General features: G+C 54.8%; 18 protein-coding genes and 1 tRNA gene. All 19 read left to right on the top strand.

What is annotated here, in order from left to right; translation table 11 throughout:
- Nucleotides 1-379 (top strand): hypothetical protein (locus tag ACN0Q0_RS15890; RefSeq protein WP_417244304.1); only part of this gene is annotated, 379 nt, incomplete at its 5' end.
- Nucleotides 376-663: a hypothetical protein gene (locus ACN0Q0_RS15885; protein ID WP_417244303.1), complete on the top strand. Its 288-nt coding sequence runs from the start codon at nt 376-378 to the stop codon at nt 661-663. The genes ACN0Q0_RS15890 and ACN0Q0_RS15885, both read left to right, overlap by 4 nt.
- A gap of 211 nt (nt 664-874) precedes the next feature.
- Nucleotides 875-953, top strand: a tRNA-Ile gene (locus tag ACN0Q0_RS15880).
- Between the two features lie 139 nt (nt 954-1092).
- Nucleotides 1093-1335 (top strand): hypothetical protein, encoded by a 243-nt coding sequence (locus ACN0Q0_RS15875; protein ID WP_417244302.1) that lies wholly within the window; start codon nt 1093-1095, stop codon nt 1333-1335.
- 151 nt (nt 1336-1486) lie between these two features.
- On the top strand, nt 1487-2122 hold the full coding sequence (locus tag ACN0Q0_RS15870) for a hypothetical protein (RefSeq protein WP_417244301.1): 636 nt from the start codon (nt 1487-1489) through the stop codon (nt 2120-2122).
- Nucleotides 2123-2144: 22 nt separating this feature from the next.
- Nucleotides 2145-3575, top strand: coding sequence for a terminase large subunit domain-containing protein (locus ACN0Q0_RS15865; protein WP_417244300.1), 1431 nt, complete (start codon nt 2145-2147; stop codon nt 3573-3575).
- Between the two features lie 275 nt (nt 3576-3850).
- Nucleotides 3851-4504, top strand: a complete 654-nt coding sequence (locus ACN0Q0_RS15860; protein ID WP_417244299.1) for a hypothetical protein — start codon at nt 3851-3853, stop codon at nt 4502-4504.
- Between the two features lie 73 nt (nt 4505-4577).
- A complete protein-coding gene (locus tag ACN0Q0_RS15855; RefSeq protein ID WP_417244298.1) occupies nt 4578-5144 on the top strand; it encodes a hypothetical protein in 567 nt (188 codons plus the stop codon).
- Nucleotides 5145-5392: 248 nt separating this feature from the next.
- Nucleotides 5393-7030, top strand: coding sequence for a portal protein (locus tag ACN0Q0_RS15850; RefSeq protein ID WP_417244297.1), 1638 nt, complete (start codon nt 5393-5395; stop codon nt 7028-7030).
- Nucleotides 7031-7360, top strand: a complete 330-nt coding sequence (locus tag ACN0Q0_RS15845) for a hypothetical protein (RefSeq protein ID WP_417244296.1) — start codon at nt 7031-7033, stop codon at nt 7358-7360.
- The gene (locus ACN0Q0_RS15840) at nt 7341-8159 is read left to right on the top strand and encodes a hypothetical protein (protein WP_417244295.1); all 819 of its coding nucleotides are present in this window, start codon (nt 7341-7343) and stop codon (nt 8157-8159) included. Before ACN0Q0_RS15845 ends, ACN0Q0_RS15840 begins: the two co-directional genes overlap by 20 nt.
- A gap of 22 nt (nt 8160-8181) precedes the next feature.
- Nucleotides 8182-9174 (top strand): major capsid protein, encoded by a 993-nt coding sequence (locus tag ACN0Q0_RS15835; RefSeq protein ID WP_417244294.1) that lies wholly within the window; start codon nt 8182-8184, stop codon nt 9172-9174.
- Between the two features lie 41 nt (nt 9175-9215).
- Nucleotides 9216-9623 carry a Bbp16 family capsid cement protein gene (locus ACN0Q0_RS15830; protein WP_417244293.1) on the top strand — a complete coding sequence of 136 codons (408 nt, stop codon included), beginning with the start codon at nt 9216-9218 and terminating at the stop codon, nt 9621-9623.
- 40 nt (nt 9624-9663) lie between these two features.
- Nucleotides 9664-9855 carry a hypothetical protein gene (locus tag ACN0Q0_RS15825; protein ID WP_417244292.1) on the top strand — a complete coding sequence of 64 codons (192 nt, stop codon included), beginning with the start codon at nt 9664-9666 and terminating at the stop codon, nt 9853-9855.
- A gap of 87 nt (nt 9856-9942) precedes the next feature.
- Nucleotides 9943-10530 carry a hypothetical protein gene (locus ACN0Q0_RS15820; protein WP_417244291.1) on the top strand — a complete coding sequence of 196 codons (588 nt, stop codon included), beginning with the start codon at nt 9943-9945 and terminating at the stop codon, nt 10528-10530.
- The gene (locus ACN0Q0_RS15815; protein ID WP_417244290.1) at nt 10530-12335 is read left to right on the top strand and encodes a hypothetical protein; all 1806 of its coding nucleotides are present in this window, start codon (nt 10530-10532) and stop codon (nt 12333-12335) included. The genes ACN0Q0_RS15820 and ACN0Q0_RS15815 overlap by 1 nt, the downstream gene beginning before the upstream one ends.
- Complete coding sequence (locus ACN0Q0_RS15810; protein ID WP_417244289.1) at nt 12335-12751, top strand: hypothetical protein; 417 nt, start codon at nt 12335-12337, stop codon at nt 12749-12751. The genes ACN0Q0_RS15815 and ACN0Q0_RS15810 overlap by 1 nt, the downstream gene beginning before the upstream one ends.
- On the top strand, nt 12751-14790 hold the full coding sequence (locus ACN0Q0_RS15805) for a hypothetical protein (RefSeq protein ID WP_417244288.1): 2040 nt from the start codon (nt 12751-12753) through the stop codon (nt 14788-14790). The genes ACN0Q0_RS15810 and ACN0Q0_RS15805 overlap by 1 nt, the downstream gene beginning before the upstream one ends.
- Entirely contained in the window at nt 14787-19229 is a 4443-nt protein-coding gene (locus tag ACN0Q0_RS15800; protein ID WP_417244287.1) for a hypothetical protein, read from the top strand. The genes ACN0Q0_RS15805 and ACN0Q0_RS15800 overlap by 4 nt, the downstream gene beginning before the upstream one ends.
- The last annotated feature ends 38 nt before the right edge of the window (nt 19230-19267 follow it).

Here is a 19267-nt window from a genome sequence, read left to right as displayed (position 1 = left end):
CAACCGCGACAAGCTGACCAGGGACCAGATGGCGGCGGCATTGGATTTTGAGGTATCTTACGCGATGTGCGCAAAAACGGATTCCGTGCGATCCATGCTTGACCCGGAAGTCCTTGCGATGAAGGCAATCGGCGGAGCATCGACCAAAGCGTCAACTGGTATGAATGACGTACAACTCGAAGCCCGCCAGAATTACCACAAAATCCGCAGCGCGGTCGGCAAGGCTGGCATCGTGTTCCTTGAAGCTGTTGTGATCGATGGCGTGGCCCCGGCCAAGATGGTTGCCAAGCTGACCGGCAAAATCCAGAGCAGCGATAACCTGACCGGGATGGCGTATTTGCGCATGTGGTTGAATGATGTGGCGGAGGTGGTGCGGTGAAGAAACTATTGCAGTTGGTGGAGCGGTGTAAGTTTGGGGTGCATTTGCAGATCGATGGACACAAGTCTTACCATCAGCCGGTTGAGGATCGTTTGAATGATGACTTCGGGGATTTCATAGACGAGATTCCCGCCGATGTTCTGGCAGAGATGATTAAACGGGATAGGATTGTTGATCTGCATTTCTACCCGGACACATCTTCAGGGTTTTACAAAATACTCCATTACGATATTGAAGCCGCGCTTGATGTTGCAATAGGCATTCTGGGTATCAGTGAGTCTTGACTTGCGGTGACCGCAGGAGTACACTTTATGCAAGATTTGAGAATTGCGCTTCGGGGAACCGGGGCGTTTTTTGATTCGTGCGGAATGCTTAGGCTGAATGAGTGCCGGTGCCTAGTCAGCGTTTGGAGGGCTTAGACCCGAGGTGGTTCGCCGTAGCCGCACGAATACCCAACATAGCCCGCCCGATTAAGTTCGGCGCGGGTTTTTCTTTGGCCGAGTAGCTCAGTTGGTTAGAGCGCACGCTTGATAAGCGTGGACATGCGCAGGTTCAACTCCTGCCTTGGCTACCAAATTGCCCGTCTTTCACGGGCGACACTGGCCCATGTAGGGCTTGACGGCGGTTGCGTGAGAGCGGGCCGCCGTTTTTTATTTGAAGTTCTCCATACGTTCCGCTATCTCAGAAACAGGGACAGGGCCGAGAGGCCCGACATGGACGAACACGACAACACACCGATCTTTACGATCTGGTCGCACAAAGAGTTTGCAGCGATTGGCTGTGAATGCAGATGTGGCCGTAAACGCTATGTCATGCTGTGGCAGGATATCTGCAAGCGCGACCAAGGCATCAAAACCCTGAAACAAATCAAAGAAAGGCTCCGCTGTTCAAGCTGCGGTGACAAACCGGCTGTTGTCCGGTTGCTGCGCTATGACGAGCTGGCGGGGTGGACGTGATGGCTCAACTTGCTCCTGTTGCGACGGCATATGCAGGGATCGGGGTGGTTGTGCTGGGTCTTGTTCTCGGAGGAATCGTTCGGCTGGCGGCTTTGGTTGGAACATTGGACGAAATCGACTTCGATAATCCGTGGCAGTAGGGCGATCTGATGTGGGCGAGAAAAAGCAATACACAAAGATCCCTAAGCCAGCGGACTTTGAGCCCGAAACACACTTTCCCGAAGACTGGAAGGTAGAGCACCTTCAGGGCAGGCCGCGTTGCCCGGCATGGTCAGGCCAGAAGGCTGCACAGTGTGGGCAATTGGCAGGCTCCGGAACCAAGCGCAAGGACGAGGCCGGGGCGTGTTGCAGCTTTCACGGCGGGGCCAGTAATGGAGCGCCGAAGGGCAGCAAGAACGCGGCCGATCCTGACAAGCCGCGCAGCCAGTTTATTCGGCTGGATGACCTGCCGTTGCTTGAGCGGTTCTCAGCCATGTCGCCCAAGGATCGGGCTGACCTGATGTCAAACATCATGCTGATGCGGGCGGCCAAGACGTTGCAGACCGAAAGCAGACTTGAAGGCGATGAATTGAAAGCAGAGCAGCCGCTTATCGATGCACGGCTGATCGAGCTGACCAAAGCCGCTGATCGGTCCTTACGGACAATAGCCACATTCATTCAACTCGAAAGAGGCAATCCAGACGGGGCCGACAAGGATGGCGACGGGACTGACGAAAGCCGAGTTGAAACGGCGTTTGGGCTGCTTGAACAGCTCACAGAAGATGGAGATGGCGAGGAAGATAGCTAATCCGCTTTGGATGCCTCATTCAGTGCCGCAGCTTATGGCGATGATGACACCGGCATCTCAGATCGGATATGGCGGGGCGGCAGGTGGTGGCAAGACCGATACCATGCTTGGGCTTTCAGTCCTTGAACATGATCGGTCCTTGATCCTGCGCCGCGAAGCCACACAGCTAAACGGCCTTGTCGAGCGGTCAACAGAGATCATCGGCAATGATCGATGGTTTAACGGGTCCAAGAACATCTGGCGACTTCCGAACGGGAAGCGTATCCGGTTTGGCGGTCTGCCAAAGGCGGATGACTGGAACAAATACCAGGGGCAACCAAACGACCTTCTGGCCTTTGACGAGGCCGCGAACTTTCTGGAAATGCAGGTCAGGAACCTGATGGCATGGAACCGTTCCGCGAACGGGCACCATTGCCGCCTGTTCCTTGGGTTCAACCCTCCGACGACGGCAGAGGGGCAGTGGATTGTCTCGTTCTTTGCGCCTTGGCTTGATGAGGGGCATCGCAATCCTGCGGAGCCGGGAGAACTTCGGTTCTTCGCAACGATTGACGGCAAAGAACAGGAATTCGAAACTGACGAACCTCTTGAGGTCAAGCGCGGTGAAGGCACCCGGATCATCCGGCCAAAGTCGCGCACCTTCATTCCGGCCCGTGTCGAGGATAACAAGTTTCTGATGGAAACAGGTTACGCAGATACGCTGGAAGCCCTGCCAGAGCCGTTGCGATCGATGATGCGTGACGGTGTGTTTGGCGCAGGCCTTGATGACGATATCTGGCAGGTGATCCCGACAGAATGGATCAAGCAGGCGCAGGCTCGCTGGACAGAGCAAAAGCCGAGCGATACCCCGATGACGGCCCTTGGCGTTGACCCGAGCCGGGGCGGGCGAGACGAAACGGTTTTGTCGCCAAAGTATGGGCCACGATATTTCGGGACGCAGGTTGTTATTCCGGGCATCGGGGCGCCTGATGGTCAGACCGTTGCAGGGCTTTGCATTGCGAATGCGCAAAAACGCACGCGGATCGGAGTTGATGTGATCGGGATTGGCGCCAGCGTTTACGACCACCTCAAAGACCTGATCGGGGATCGTGTCGAGGAATTGAACGGCGCATCGACACGGCGCAGCGATGGAAAGACAGACAGCTCCGGTCGGCTTGAGTTCAAAAATGACCGCGCCTATGACCACTGGATGTTGCGCGAGGCGCTTGACCCGAAATCAGGTATGGAGCTTGCCATCCCGCCAGATCGGGCACTGGCCGCAGACCTTGCTGCGCCACGATGGAAGCTGAGCGGCGGCAAGATACAGATTGAAGAAAAGACGGACATCAAAAAGCGCATCGGTCGCAGCCCGGATCGGGGTGACGCGCTGATTGATGCGCATGCAACGACACCAGTGTCCGTTAATGCGGTTCCGAGACAGGACCGCGCCGAAATGGCTTACGAACCGGAGTATTAAGCATGTCGATCAGAGGCACAGACGGGCAAGGCTGGGGCGGCGATAGTTACGGCCCGAGCAACAGCAATCGCAGCTCTGGTGATAACGGTGGCGGAGGCAATCAGATGTCACGCCAGCAGTTTGACCGGCTGTTTGGTGGTGGTGGCGGTTCATCACCTTCCGGTGGCGGGTCGCGTGGAGGCGGAAACAATCAACCACAGGCCGCACCGGCACCAACCGGCAATATGGCAATGCGGTCTTCAATGGCGGAACTTGCCCGCCGTGATCGTGCCGCTGTGGCTGCGCTTGGTCCGGACTTTCGTGATGTTAACCAAGCCTCGGACGTTTTCAACGACGACGAGGAAGGTATCAACAGCATCGGCGAAGCGATTGGCCGGTTCGGATCATGGGTGCAAGATAAGTTTGGCGTTGGTGCCCCCGGTGGCTTTGCAAAGTCTGATGCCGCGAATGGTCTTGCAACAGTTGGCGGGTTTGCGCTTGGCGGGCCAATGGGTGCAGGAATTGCAGGCGGGACGCACGGTCTTTATTCGGCATCGCCCGGGAATCCAAATACCATTGGAAACGCCGCCCGCTTTGCTTCTGGCGTTCCCGGCGCGATTGGCGGGATCGCTACACTGGCGGGGTTGGTTGACCAAACGGTTGATCTGGACGACGCCATTGATTTGGACAATTTGCCTGCCGGATCTCCTGCCGCAGCCGCAGCGAAATCGCTCAACAGCGTAGGGCTTGATGACTTCCCGGGCGGCAAGCAAAACGACGACCCGAAAAAGATCAAGAAATCTTCTTCTGCCTCGACCAAATCGAATGCATCAACGGCCCTGTCTGGGGCCGAAAAGGTTAACCCGAACACTGTAAGACGGTCTTTCAGCCCTCTAAACTTACGCTTTGCGGCCTTGCGCGGTGTGCCATCCATTGAAGACTTGCTGTAGAAAATGGCACTCCGATTGGAATGGACGCGTTGCGGTTGAAGTGGCATGATCTTCGGATCAAGGAGATATGGAAATGATCCGAAATATTGCAGCGTTCGTTTGTATGGTCGCCCTCGCGGCTTGCACCACTGTTCAGGAGCCATCAAAGACAGGCCCGCTGACCTTTAGCCAAGGGAAGCTGGACGCGCTTGTTACGGCATTAAAAACCGTCTGCGTTGATCATATGGGTGATTCACTGGCAATGACGCAGGTGGTCAACGATCTTGGTGGTTATGAGCCACAGCGTGAAATGGTCGAGTTGGATGGCAAGAGCGTGCCCGTCAAACATTATCGATTGGATGATGAAGGCGAATATCTGGCCGCCGTTTCGTTCTATGGCGATGGCGGTGCTTGCGGTGCCAGTTACGCTGCAGGCACAATGCCGAACGAGTTGATTTATCGTGATCTGGGTATAACGTTGTTTGATGGCAGCTTTAAGCGCACGAAGGCGGGTTACACAGACAGCCCGCGACTTGGCGTTGCGCACTTAAAGGTTAACGGGCGGTCGGAATTTGAAATGATCATGTTCATGACCAAGGCGATGTATCAGGCGCACCAGAACGCTACGGGCGCGCCACAGGTTTCCGGCATCATCCAATGACCAAAGCTACTTGGATACTTATCGCAGCGGTCGCGGGGTTCTTTGCCCTGACCTTTGTTCTTGGTGATCCGAAGCCCGGAGGTGGTTCGAACTGCACCGGATCAGGTTACAACAAGGTGTGTGATTAACACCTCACGACAAATAGATTTCTGACAAGGCCGTTCCTTTGGAGCGGCTTTTCTTTGACCAAATCAGACACAGGCACAAGCCGCTCCCAACCGGGGCGGCTTTTTCTTTGGGAAAACGCAATGGCCGATTCACTGGCAAATGACATCATCGGTGCGGAAAACCATCTGCGGTCCGAGCGTTCAGACTTTGAGGCTATGTGGCGCGAGATTGCCGAGCAGATCGATCCGCTTTCGACGTTCAACGGCACAGGAGCGCAGTCAACGGCCAATCGCAGCAAGCTGGCCAAGCAGTTTAATTCACGTCCTGGTGTCTCGCTTGAGCGTGCGGCATCGGCTGCGAAATCGTTGCTTATTCCGCTGGGGTCGCATTGGCATTCTTTGAAGCCGGTTGACGAAGAACTGGTCGATAACGACGAGGTCAAAAAATACGCCGACACAATGCGCAAGCGTCTGTTCGCGTGGCGCTATGATGGTCAGGCGGGTTTCCAAAGCGCCTTTGGTCGTGCCTACATGCAGTTGATGGCCTATGGCACGCCATGCGTAAACATCGAAGAAAAGTTCGGTGGAGACGCGCCGTTCCTGTATCGGTTTATCCCGCTTTCTCAGGTCGTATTCAGCGTGAATGCCGCCGGGATCGAAGACACGGTTTACCGCAAATTCCCGATGACCGCCAAACAAATGGCGCAGGATTTTGGCGAAAATAAACTGAGCGAACCAGCCAAACGTGCCCTTGATGATCCGAAGCTGCGGGGCGAAAAACACTTCACTGTTATTCACGCCGTTTACCCGAAAACCAGTGACAAATCCCGTTTTGCCTTTGATAGCGTTCATATCGACGTGGACGGCAAGAAGGTGATGAAAGAGGGTGGCAGCTATGAAATGAGCTACCTGACCAGCAGCTTTGGCCGCAGTGATGATCGGCTTCCTTACGGGTATTCTCCGGGCTTGCGGGCCTTGGCCGATATCAAGGGCGCGCATCACGCAAAGCGTTTGTTCCTGCGTGCGTCAGAAAAAACCGTTGATCCGGTCATGGGTGTGGCTGACGGCCACGAAGGCACAATCAACATCAACGCCGGGTCATTGGTGCGCGGCGCATTCGACAGGCAGGGCCGCCAGTTGATCGGGCCTATCGCGATGGGCGGAAACCCGAACCTTGGCAACGACATTTTCGAGACGTTCAGCAACGATGTAGACAAAAGCTTCTACATGGATCTGTTTGCGGCCCTGATTAACAAGGCCGATATGACCGCGACCGAAGTCCTTGGCATCATGGAAGAGCGCGCCAATCAGCTTTCTCCGCCGTTCGAAGACCAAGAGGCAATGTTGAGCCGGTGCATTGCCCGCGAAATCAGCATCATTAACCGCAAGGCCGAAAACGGCGAGATCGATCTACCGCCAATGCCGGATGTGTTGCGTGACAATGGCGGGATTGATCTTGAATTCACATCCCCGTTGTCGCAGTTGCGCCGTGCCAAACAGGCACAGGCAAACATGCAGGCGGTGCGTGCCGTTGGCGAGATCGCCGAACTTGATCCATCGGTTCTAGATACCGTCGATCTGGACGAAGCAGCCTACGAGGCCGCCAACGCATTCGGCGCCAATCCGAAAATCTGGCGCGATAAAAAGACAGTCGCAGAAATCCGCGCCAACCGCGCACAGCAGGCGCAGGTGCAGCAGCAGCTTGATCAGCAAAGCCAGCAAGCAGAGCAGGTTTCAAAGGTTGCGCCAGCCATGAAGATGATGGCGGAGGGCGCGTAAGTGAATTTCCCGATTATCTTCCGGTTCTGGCCGCACCTGTCGCCGTTTAAGTCCGCACGCCTTCTGCGGGCCTATCGCAAGGTGTTTGCCACCGATCAGGGCAAAATTGTCCTGCACGATATCCTGCGCGAAGCAGGCTATACCGCCGTGACCGGGCCAGATGGGCCGCTTGCCTATAACGAGGGCGGCCGCCGTGTTGCTCATCACATCGTAAACATCATGCGGTTTTCCGAAGAAGAGATCGCCGATCTGGTTCAACAGGCGGCGAACCTAGAAGCCGAGTTCAATCAAGCACAAGCGAGAATGACCGATGACCGATCAGGCTATTGATGCCGGTGCGGCTGCAGATGCTTCTGCCGCCCCCGCAGAACAGACCACGACGACCGAAACCAATACCGCCGCCACTGATGATCAGGGCGGCGTTATTTCGTTGAAGCTGCCGGAAGATGGCGGTGAAGGCGAGGGTGCCGGTAATGATGCCGCCCCAGCCGATAAAGCAGGGAAGGGTGCTGCCGATGGTGCCGGGGAAGGTGAGGGCACCGACGAAGCCCCGACCATCCCGGAAGGTTATTTCAAGCTGCCGGGCGAAGATGCCAGCGACGAAGACGTTGCAGCGTTCCGTTCCGCAATGGGTGTGCCGGAAAACCCGGATGGCTACGGCGATGTTGCCGATATCGTCAAAGGTATTGAAGGCGTGCCGGAACATTACGCACCGGCACCGTGGCTTGCCGAACTGGCTCACGCCAAAAACATTCCGGTCGAAACGTATCAGGAACTTGTGCGCAAGGATGCCGAGGGTGTCGCCAGCTACATGGCGGAAGTCACCAAGGCCGCCGAAGTCGAGCGCAAGGAAACTGCCAAATCACTAAAGGCCAAATACGGCGACAAGACCGCCGAGAAAATGACGCTGGGCCAACGTGCGCTGAACCATTTCGGCAAGGATGTCGAAGGGTTTGGCGACTTCATGGCCAAGAATGGCCTCGACCAACATCCGAAATTTATCGAATTCGCCATGGTGCTCGGTGAGCAGTTTGGCGAAAGCGCCTTTGTTGATGGAGTTGGCAAAGGCGCCGACCCGAAGGCCGGCCAGTCTGCCGCCCAACGAAAATACCCGTACATGAACCCTTAATCATTGAGAAGGAACTTTAGCTATGTCTGAGGGCGTTCGCACACTGGCTGAATGGGGCCAGTTCTTTGATCCCGATAAGAAAAGTATCGGGGATATTGTTGAGCTGCTTGCGCAGACCAACGAAATTATGGACGACATTCTGTGGCGTGAAGGTAACGAAATGGCTGGGCACACGTCCACCATTCGCACCGATCTCCCGGAAGTGTCGCTCCGCGCACTTTATGAAGGCGTTTCCAAAACGAAATCCGGCATTGCGAAGGTCACAGACCCAACCGCAATGATCGAGGCTCGTGGCGAGATCGATATTGATCTGCTTTCCTTGAATGGGAATTCTGCCGCTTATCGGATGCAGGAAAACCGCGCCTTTATCGAAAGCATGACGCAGAAGGTTGCAGAGCTGGTCTTCTACGGCAACAACACCTTGAACAAGAAAGAGTTCCACGGCCTGTCGCCGCGTTATCCTTTCAAAGACAGCCCGAACGTGGTTGATGCGGCTGGCTCTGGCAGTTTTTGCGCGTCTATTTGGGCGATCGTGCATGGTGAAGACGCTGTTTGTGGCATCTTCCCGAAAGGCTCTACGGCAGGTCTGGAAGATAAAGACCTTGGCGAATATGACGCCTATGACGTAAGCGGCGACCCTTACCGCGTCGTTGGCGACCAGTACAAGTGGAAGCCGGGCTTGACCGTCAAAGACTGGCGCTGTGTTTCCCGTGTTTGCAACATCGACTTGACCAAACTCACCCTTTCACCTGGGGACAGCGGTTATATCGATCTGCGCAAGCCTACCATTCAGGCCAAAAACAAAATCCCGGCTGTGAAGCGCAAGCGCATGGTTTGGTATGTTCCGTCAGCGATCATGACCATGCTTGAAGTTCAGGCCGGTGATCCGTCGAACGTTCACCTTCGTTACGGCGAATACCTGAACAGCAAGGACGTTCTGTTCATGCATGGCCACCCGGTTCGGCAGTGTGACGCTCTTCTCGAAACCGAAACCGCACTGACCGCAGCACCTTAATTGGTGCTGCGTCGTCCTTTTAACTCCAAGGAGTAAGAACCATGATTGATGCAATGGGCATCTTTTCGGATGAGCAGGCGGTTACGGCGTCTGCAAAGTCCACCAATTCCCTTGATATCGGGGATTATCGCGGGCATGGCAACGAGATGTATCTCGTGATTGCCGTAACCGAAGACTTCAATGCTTTGACCAGCCTGACTGTCACGCTGGAAGATTCCGCCGATGACAGTTCGTTTGCAACGGTGCTTTCGACGGCAGCTATTGTCGAAGCAACTTTGACGGCTGGCTATCGTTTTGCAATTGAGCGAATCCCGTTCAATTGTCGCCGTTACCTTCAGATCGGCTACACCGTCGCTGGCGATAACGCGGATGCTGGCAAGGTCGACGCATATATCAGCCCGGTCATTCCGGAATGGTATCGTGATAGCCAGAAGGTTGGCTACGTCTGATCGTGACCTGATCAACGTGTAACAACTAAGGACAGGAACGATGACACATACCTGTAAAACCAAATGCCAGTATCGCGGGAAGCTGTGGCGTCCCGGTGATCGACTGGTTGCTGGCAAAGACGAAACGGTGCCGGAACACTTCAAACCCGACACCAAACCCGCTGCACCGGCCAAGGGTAAAACCCCGGCCAAACCAGCGGACCCAAAACCCGACACCAAACCCGCTGCATAAGGCGGGTTTTTCTTTTTCCTCGTGAACTCAAGGGCTGCCCATCCGGGTGGCCCTTTTCTTTTGATCATTTAGTGAGGGTGCTGCGCAATGCCGAGCGAAACCAGTATTGCCAACGTCGCGATGCGTCATTTGGGCGAAAACCCTATTTCAAGCATTGATGAAGACAGCGACAGCGCACGCCTTTGCAAAAAGTATTTCAACGACGCCAAGACAACTGCGCTTGAAGAATATTGCTGGACGTGGGCGAAAGAACGCGCCCAGCTTGCCGCAGACGCAACCGCCCCGGCCTTCGGATATGATTATCGTTACTTGCTGCCCGCGGATTGTATTTCGCCGTTCTGGGTCGGCAAGAACGAGGTCGAGCTAAAACCTACCCAGCCATGGGAAGTTGAAGGCGATTACATCCTGACCGATGTTGAGGCCCCCATTCAGGTGGTCATGACGTGCCAGCGGACCAGCTATGCCCGGATGCCGCAGTATGTTGCCGAGGTGATCGGTGCGCAGCTTGCTGTCTGCGTCGCCCAAACGCGCAACGGCAGCGACACCAGCATTGATCGCATGACAGCGATTTATGACCGGGCCGTCGCCATGGGAAAATCGAAGGATCGCCGCAAACAAAATCAGGTGCAGGAACAGCAGGCAAGCGGATTTGAAACCGCAATGGGTGTTGCGTAATGGCAGTTCGCACACTTGGCCAGTTCAGCTTTGACCGCGGCGAGATCAGCCCGAAATATGCCGGGAATGTCGATACCGACAATTATCGCCGCAGCCTTGCCTTGTGTGAGAACTTCATTGTTCTGCCGCAAGGGATGCTGACGCGCCGACCGGGAACGCATTTTGTTTGTGAGGTTAAGGATAGTAGCAAGAAAGTCAGTTTGCGGGCTTTTGAGTACAGTGCGCTTGATACCTACATTCAGGAATGGGGCGAAAACTACATCCGGTTTTATCGCGACTTCGGTCAGATCCTTGATGGCAGCGATGAAATTTATGAAGTCACGACAACCTACACTGAATCCCAAATTCCCGAGATTGATTACGAGCAGGTCAGTGACACCCTGTATCTGGCGCACGGCGAAAAAAGCCCGGCAACCCTGACCCGCGTCGATCATGACGACTGGACACTTGACGCAAGCCCGACATTTACGGCTAAACCATCAGAATGGACAGGGACCAATTGGCCGAAAAAGGTAGCGCAGCATCAGCAACGGCTTTGCTTTGCAGCCACGCCGACCAAACCCCGCAAGATGTGGTTAAGCCGCACTCCGACAACATCCGGCCCGCGCCTGTTGGATTTCACAACAGGTTCTAGCGACGATAACGCGCTGATATTTGACATTATTGGCACGGGTGAAATGCAATGGCTGGCTTCTGGCCGGGCACTTTATCTGGGGACAACGGACGAAACGCGGACGGTATCAGGTGCGGGCGGATTCTATGAGCCAATTACACCAGACTCTATCCTGAACCGCGACCACGCCAATGAACGTGGTGCGGCGATCAAACCTGTCCGGATGAATAATTCCCTGTTCTTTGTGTCTCTGTCCCGCAAGCGCCTGCATGAATTCATCTATGCCTTTGAAGATGATGCCTTCAATGCGCCAGATGTGACCAAATGGTCTGAGCATATCGCAGGGCCGGGAACCGATAACGGCATTGTCGAAATTGCAATTACCCGTGATCCGGTGCCGATCATCTGGGGGTGTCGCGACGACGGACAATTGATCGGCATGACCTATGACCGCGAAAGCGGGGTTTATGCCTGGCATCGTCACAAGATTGGCGGAACATTTGGCGGCAATCCATGGGGCAAGGTCGAAAGCATTGCATCGGTCTTCATGGGTGGCCGTGACGTTCTCTGGATGGTGGTTGCACGCACCATCAACGGAGAGACCAAGCGGTATATCGAATATATGGAGCCGTTTCACGATCCGGTCGACAAAGACGATATCGCAACGGCCCGTTACCTTGATTGCTGCATAGAGCATAGCGAAGAAACCCCGCAAACCACGTTTGATGGCGGTGAATATCTTGAGGGTGAAGACGTTCTGGTCTTTGCCGACGGTGTGCGGCTTCCATCCCAGACAATGCCGGAAAGCGGCGAGATCACCTTGCCAAGTGAGCGCACGGCCTCGCAGGTGGTTATCGGATACAACGCGCCTGCACTGGCGACCACGTTGCCGTTTGATCCGGGATCGGTTCAGGGCACGGGGAGAGCCAAAGAAAAGCGCACCCTTGGCGCTTATATCGACCTCCTTGATTCCGCTGATCTATCGATTGGGCGGGATGCAGAGAACCAGAACAAAGTCACCTTTATGACAAGCCAGACCGAACTTGGTTCGATCCCGTCGCTTTATACCGGGATCAAAGAACTTCCGATCAATGCGACCAGCGATAAAGAAGCAGTGTTTACTTTCGGTGCCGACGGGCCGTTGCCATGCAACGTGCGTGCTTTTGTCCTCAAAGAAAAAACGGGTCAGTGATGTTTGAAAGTATTTTGAAATGGGCAAATGCCGCAGCGCCGATTGCCAGTGCCGGGGCTTCGCTTTATTCCGCATATGAGGCCCGCCAGTCATCCAAGCGTGAGGCAGGCCGCATTCAGGAGCAGGCCCGTCGTCAGGGTGATGCAACACGGCGGGAAGCCCAGCGACTTAAAGCATCTCAGCGGGCGCGTTATGGTGCTGCGGGTGTGACGCTGGACGGAACCGCGCAAGAAATTCTTGATGAAACCGATGCCCTTGCCGAAAAGGATGTCGCCGACATTCTGTATTATGGCGGGCAGGCATCCCGAGACGCACGTCGCGGCGGTAACGCAACTGCGATTGGTAACAGCTTGACCGGTTTTGGATCGCTGCTTGGCGGCTACAAAACTTGGAATGATTTGGGGTTGTTTAACTGATGGCAAACAACATTCCGCAGTTTCGCAGTGCGAACCCGAATATTGCAACTTCCCGGATCGGCTCGGATTATGCCGATACCCAAACGATTTTGCAGGGCGCAGGCAACCTTATGGCAGGCGCACAGCGGGCCTATCAGCCTTTCCTTGAAAAGCAGGATCGCGACCGGCAGTTGGTTGAGAAAACCAATCTGCTTAAAGTTCAGCGCGGTGTTGAAGACGAAGCCCTGCGTGCCTATGACGAAATTCAAGGGCAAGACGGTTTCAGCCAGCTTTCAACCGAAGAAGCCACGAAACAGTGGCAAGATCGGGTTGATGCAACCCTTGAAGAACAGCTTGATGCCTATGGGTTTCAGGGCAATGAACGAGATTACTACCGTGAGCAGGCCCTTGGCAGCAAGCGTGTAGCATCAGCGCGTCTTGGCGTTGGTGAAGCCAACTCAAAGGCCAAGATTGCTGATGTGAACGAGACACTAAGCGGTGAAACCAATATCATTCAGAACCGTTTGCTTGATGCCCCTGAAACCCTGCAAACGGCACTTGAAGACTTGCGCGATACCTATGGCACTTATGGCGAGGTGATCGGAGCAGATCGTATTAATGACTCCTTGCGCGCCCAAGCCCCTGTCATGATCGAAACATCGGTCAATGGTTACGTCAATCAGGGCCGGTTTGATGAAGCCCGCGCATTGCTGAATAATAAGGGTTCGGTCAAGGTCACATCGGCTTTGACAGCAGATCAGCGCGACAAGATGCTGGGCGGTATCGATCGCGCCGAGCAAGCCGTTATCAAGGCACAGCAGGTAGCAGCGAAGCAGCAGCAGGAAATGGCGAACGCCACAGCCCTTGTTGGTGCGGCATATGGCGGGGCTGTGATCCTTGATGACAGGAATAAGGATCATCGTGACGCGGTTAATCTGTTCTTTGGTGAGCAGGTGGCGCCGCAGCTTGCTGATATGTCGCCACAGGATCGCACCGATACGCTTGCAGAATTTGTTGGCGGTGTGAAAGTGGTTCCTGATGCGATTAAAACAATGGTCCGCACCAGCAAGTATGCACCGGCAGAACAGCAGGCCGAAACGGCCGCGTTTGTCGCCAAGGTCGAAGAACTTGCGCCGGGTCTTTTGCAATCAACAGCCGGGCTGAATGATGCGGATATGGCACGCAGCGACATGATCAATTCAATGATTGCGTCGGGCCAGCCGGTCAATCAGGCCGTTGAACGCACTAACCAGCTTGTTGACCCCAATAATTCCAGCGCGATCAAAGCCCGTCGTGAAGCCTTTGCCGATATCGACGCAATTACCGCCGAAGACGTTGCCGATCAGTTCGATACTGCGTTCTCATGGCAGGCCGACGTTCCGGAATATCTGGTTGCGGAACTTGAACGTGATGTGAACAGCGTTTTCTCACGTCAGTATCAGTTGACCGGCGACGAAGATTTGGCCCGCGACTATGCCTTGAAACAGATGTCAAAAACGTGGGGGCAGACATCGGCAGATGGCGGCACGCGCATGATGCGCTATCCGCCAGAAGCGTTCTATTCCTTTAACGATGATAACGCATGGATGAAGGGGCAATTGGTCGAAGATGTTGCTGGGTTTACCGGTATGAATTCTGATGATCTTGACGAGCGCGTATTCATCCGCAGTGACAATCTTACAGCCCGTCAGGCGAGTGTGCAGACACCAACCTATCAGGTGTTGCTGATGGACGATAACGGCGCGCTGGTGCCAATTGAGGCGCGTTGGGCACCTGATGCCGCGAAGGCCGCAGAAGAATGGCGCAAAGCGCAGATCGAAGAAGGCCGTGAAAAACGTGATCGCAGCCCCCTGGTTGATGTTCCGATGAAGATTAACGGCGAGGATGCCGGATCACTGATCAAGATCGGGAAGATCGATTGGGGCAATATGTTCCCTGACAGCACATGGCGGCCAACCAATCCAACCACGGGCGAAGCAATCGAACCTGCGCCGTTGTTTGGGGAAGGTCCGGACAGCGCAATTGCAGATGATATGAACGGGCTGGGTATCAATCCATGACATTGTTTGAAGCCAACAAGTCTGTCGCTGGTCCTGTCGGCACAATTCCCGAACCAGTCACGCCAGACACCCCCGATTTCATTCGTGAAACCGTGCCGGCCGCTTTCCGTCTTGAAAACACCATTGGCGCATCGTCGCAGGAACGGTTCAAACCGCAACGCGATAAAAGCAGTCGCTTGGTCATCGATCAGGAATATGATCCGTTTGGTAATATTGACGGTTATGAGGACTTTTCGACCAGCTTTGCCTTTGCCAATAGCGACGATGAAGTCGCAGAGATCAAACGCATCATCGACCGGGAACAGAAAGACCGGGAAACTGTTGCGTCGGCGGGCCTTCCGGGTATGGCGGCAAGCTTTGGTGCAGGCATCCTTGATCCGATCAACCTTGTTCCGGTTGGTGGCCAAGCTTACCGCGCCTATTCCATGGGTGGATCAATCCTGAAAGGTGGCCTTTCGACAGCCCGCGCCGGTTTCCTTGGCGCCACGGCTGCGGAAAGCGTTCTGTATAATTCACAGGAAACGCGCAGCCTTGGCGAAGCGGCATCGAACGTGGCGGTTGCAACCTTCCTGTCAGGCATCCTTGGCGGGGCAGCTGGTTCGTTCCGACGCAGTGTTGATCGGATTCCGGGGCAAGTCGCAGATGTTCGTCAGACGGCCCGCGCTGCATCTGACATCGAGGCCCCAGTCGCACGGGTCGAAGAAATCTTTGCGCGTGATGCTGATGGTGTTGCGGCCCGTCAGATTGATGAGCAGATCACAGCACCGCGCGGCGAGGTTGAACTTGCAGCAGCAGATGGCGCGCCGGTCCGCGTGCGATGGGATAACGATGCAGGTCGCGTTGCCAGCGATGATGTCAATTCTGCCCCTTCTGTCATGCGCGAATATGCGCCACGACAAGCAGATAATGGCGATCTGACATGGACCGTGGAACGTGCCGCAGCCGATACCGGCGAGGTGCGGGCTGTGCGATATGCGCTTTCGGAGAATGAAGACGGGGCGCAAGTCCTTGAAGTTTCGGTTTCTGATGCTGCTGATTTTTCACCCAAGCGGGCTGCGCAACCGGATGCGACGGAACCCGCCACGGTGGCAAGTGCGGCACAGTTCGCCGCAAAGTCCGATACCATTTCAGCCGGGGTAGATGCAGACCTGACCGTGCCGAATTATGCCGATGTTGACCCGATCCGCCCGCATACAGTTGAAGTCAAGGCAGACGAGCTGGCCGCAGATGCCGGTGAAACGGTTCTGACGTCCGATGACCTTCCGCGTGTGCGCCGTCCGGAGGCGGTAGTCGCGAAGGATATAAAAAATTCTGTCGAACAATATAGCCTGAATCGGAATTCCGGAGATATCACACAAGCAGCCCCGTTCAGGCGATGGTTTGGGGACAGCAATGTCGTAGATAAGAATGGCGATCCCCTGATAGTGTATCATGGCAGCGAAACCGCCGAACTAAATTCTCCTGAGTTTCAGTTCAGTGCCGATAAAATCGGATCTGCTAACGACATCGGATATTTCGGCAAAGGTTTCTATTTCACCCCTCACGAATACGAAGCAAAATCCTATGCCGAATTCGGCGGCGGAAAGGGGCAAGTAGGAAAATTTTACCTAAAAATAGAAAACCCGCTAGTGCTGCATGGATATGAAAAGCGGTTCACCGATAATACTCTCAATAAACTGAAAGAGCTTGGCGTAGATATCTCTGCGGCCCGCAGTATAGATATGGATATTGAAAGCGCAGCCAAGAAATCTGGATATGACGGCATCATAATGCTTGAAACTACCGCTGGCGCTATTGACGCATCGCTTCACCCAGACGCCAGATTTGACGAACTTTCCGAAATAGGCGAATCCGCCTTCAAAGAAAAATATAGCGAGCTGAAGCACCCACCTGAGATTATAAAAGACTCTAACGGAGACATAGAAAAAATTGTGATTTCGGATGAGAATGTAGAATGGCCAGATTACATTGTTGTGTCGGACGAATATAACACTGAGATTATTGCGTTCCAGCCTGAACAGATCAAATCGGTAAATAATCCTGGCTCCTTTAAAAGCACCGATGCCGGGGAAACGGTTCTGACCAGTGACGATCTTACAGACATTCAGCGCCCGACTGCGGGGCAGGGTGGGTCAGTTGGCGCAGCGGCATCAACCCGTAACAATGCCGAGGAAAAGCTTAAATCAGCTCTTGGCATGGAAAAGGCTGTGCGCTTCCAAGACCCGATGTTGCGCACCGCGACCTCGCAAAGCATTGCCACACGTCGCATCGTTCAGGAATTGGCTGAAACGCCACTGACCTATGAAAAGAACGCGCTTGGCGTGGCAACACCTCTTGCGGCAGAAACAGAAATCAAGATGTCTCAGGCCGGTCTTTATAACGCGATGAAAGAAACAGATGATCTGTTTGTGGCCTATCGCAAAGGTCGTGCGCGCCGTGTCGGTGATTTGGCCCGTATCGGCGCAGGTGATCTGGTTGGCCGTAATGAAGGCCAGCTTGACCGCGTCAAGTTCAACGAGGAAATCGGTCGGGCAATGCGCCGCGCCGATCAGCATAACATCCCCGAAGTCGCCAAGGCTGCAAAGGTTTGGCGTGACAAGGTTTTTGATCCACTGAAACAGGACGCTATTGATTTGCGCCTGTTGCCAGAAGGCGTCGATGTTGAAACTGCAGCGGGTTATTTGAACCGCGTCTATAACAGCGAGAAGATTGCGGCCCGTCGCGGTGAGTTTACAAGCATTGTTGCACGTTGGCTTAAATCCCAGCAAAGCAAAGAAGGCTGGGAAGATGCCGAAATCTTTGATCTTGCTGATGAAATTACCGACCGCGTTCTTGGCACCCCAGATGGACGGTTGCCTTACGACGCCTATCTGTCGCGTGACAGCAACCCGATCCCGCAAAGTCGGGCAAAGCGTGAGGTGCGTGGACCGCTGAAAGGTCGCGTCTTCATGATCCCGGATGAAATGATCGAAGACTTCCTTGAAAGCGATATCAATGTCGTGGGCCGGATCTATACCCGCACAATGTCAGCCGATGTCGCCCTGACGCGACGGTTTGAAAGTGCCGAAATGGAAGCGCCATTGGGTGAGGTGCGCCGCGATTATGCCAACAAGATAGCAGCAGCCAAGACCGATGCTGAACGCACCAAACTTTCAAAGGCGCGTGATGCCGATATCCGCGACCTTGCCGCCATTCGAGACAGGCTGCGGGGCACATACGCCCTGCCGCGTGATCCAAACAGTGTGCTTGTTCGTGCCGGGCGTGTGGTCCGGTCGCTCAACTATCTGCGACTGCTTGGCGGCATGACCCTGTCGGCACTGCCTGATATTGCACGGCCTGTCATGGTGCATGGTTTTGGCCGGGTTATGGGTGATGGGCTTGGTCCGATGATGCGGAATTTCAAAGCCTATCAACTCGCAGCGGACGAAGTGAAGCAGGCAGGCACAGCCCTTGATATGGTTCTTGATAGCCGGTCGATGGCGATTGCCGATGTGACAGATGATTTCGGGCGTTACAGCAAATTTGAACGTGGCGTGCGGTATGCCGCTGATCAGTTCGGGGTGGTGTCGCTTATGGCGCCATGGAATGCCGCGACAAAGCAGTTTGCCGGGGTGGTAACAATGTCACGCGCCCTTGATGGCATTGATAAGTGGACAAAGGGCATTGCTGATACAGCCACGGTAGAAAACCTTGCCCGTGCCGGGATCGATGAAGATATGGCGCGTCGTATCGGGGCGCAGTTTGCGGCCCATGGCGATGATGCCGATGGCGTCAAACTGGCAAATACCGCCAACTGGGATGACCGGGGTGCGGTGCAGGCCTTTCGCGGCATGATCGTCAAGGATGTGGACCGGATCATTGTAACGCCGGGGCAGGATAAGCCGCTTTGGATGTCAACCGAACTTGGCGCGGTGATCGGGCAGTTCAAATCGTTTTCGATTGCGTCAACGCAACGTGTGTTTCTGGCAGGTTTGCAGCAACGTGATGCAGCGTTTCTGTCAGGCATGGGCATGATGGTCGGTCTGGGCATGCTGAGTTATTACCTCAAGGCCAAAACAGCAGGGTATGAACCGACCGACAACCCCGGAACATGGCTTGCAGAGGGTATCGATCGATCCGGTTCCTTGGGTTGGTTCTTTGAGGTCAACAACCTGACAGAAAAGCTGACACGCGGCACGGTTGGCGTATCGGCGCTGACCGGTGGCCCGATTATGTCACGCTATGCCAGCCGGAATGTGATCGGTGCATTGATTGGCCCGACAAGTGGCGCGATCAGTGATGCAGCGCAGGCTATCGGGGCATTAAGTGCGGGCGATTGGCGCGAAAGCGATACATCCGCCATGCGTCGGCTGCTTCCCTATCAGAACCTTTTCTATATGCGCCAGCTTCTTGATCAGGCCGAACGCGGCATTAACAGCGAATTGGGCGTTGCCCGCTAACAAACCTTATCAGCCCTGACAATCAACACCCTGCCTTG

This window comes from Celeribacter sp. (genome assembly GCF_048259695.1).
In the GTDB taxonomy this organism is placed as follows: Bacteria; Pseudomonadota; Alphaproteobacteria; order Rhodobacterales; family Rhodobacteraceae; genus Celeribacter.
The sequence above is the reverse complement of the archived record's forward strand: the minus strand, read 5'-3'. Positions and strand labels throughout refer to the sequence as shown.

Excerpts from the sequence above, each read along its gene's own strand:
- ACN0Q0_RS15875 (WP_417244302.1), top strand. The coding sequence starts at position 1,093 with ATGGACGAACACGACAACACACCGATCTTTACGATCTGGTCGCACAAA.
- ACN0Q0_RS15855 (WP_417244298.1), top strand. The coding sequence starts at position 4,578 with ATGATCCGAAATATTGCAGCGTTCGTTTGTATGGTCGCCCTCGCGGCT.
- ACN0Q0_RS15850 (WP_417244297.1), top strand. The coding sequence starts at position 5,393 with ATGGCCGATTCACTGGCAAATGACATCATCGGTGCGGAAAACCATCTG.
- ACN0Q0_RS15840 (WP_417244295.1), top strand. The coding sequence starts at position 7,341 with ATGACCGATCAGGCTATTGATGCCGGTGCGGCTGCAGATGCTTCTGCC.
- ACN0Q0_RS15835 (WP_417244294.1), top strand. The coding sequence starts at position 8,182 with ATGTCTGAGGGCGTTCGCACACTGGCTGAATGGGGCCAGTTCTTTGAT.
- ACN0Q0_RS15830 (WP_417244293.1), top strand. The coding sequence starts at position 9,216 with ATGATTGATGCAATGGGCATCTTTTCGGATGAGCAGGCGGTTACGGCG.
- ACN0Q0_RS15825 (WP_417244292.1), top strand. The coding sequence starts at position 9,664 with ATGACACATACCTGTAAAACCAAATGCCAGTATCGCGGGAAGCTGTGG.
- ACN0Q0_RS15820 (WP_417244291.1), top strand. The coding sequence starts at position 9,943 with ATGCCGAGCGAAACCAGTATTGCCAACGTCGCGATGCGTCATTTGGGC.
- ACN0Q0_RS15815 (WP_417244290.1), top strand. The coding sequence starts at position 10,530 with ATGGCAGTTCGCACACTTGGCCAGTTCAGCTTTGACCGCGGCGAGATC.
- ACN0Q0_RS15810 (WP_417244289.1), top strand. The coding sequence starts at position 12,335 with ATGTTTGAAAGTATTTTGAAATGGGCAAATGCCGCAGCGCCGATTGCC.
- ACN0Q0_RS15805 (WP_417244288.1), top strand. The coding sequence starts at position 12,751 with ATGGCAAACAACATTCCGCAGTTTCGCAGTGCGAACCCGAATATTGCA.
- ACN0Q0_RS15800 (WP_417244287.1), top strand. The coding sequence starts at position 14,787 with ATGACATTGTTTGAAGCCAACAAGTCTGTCGCTGGTCCTGTCGGCACA.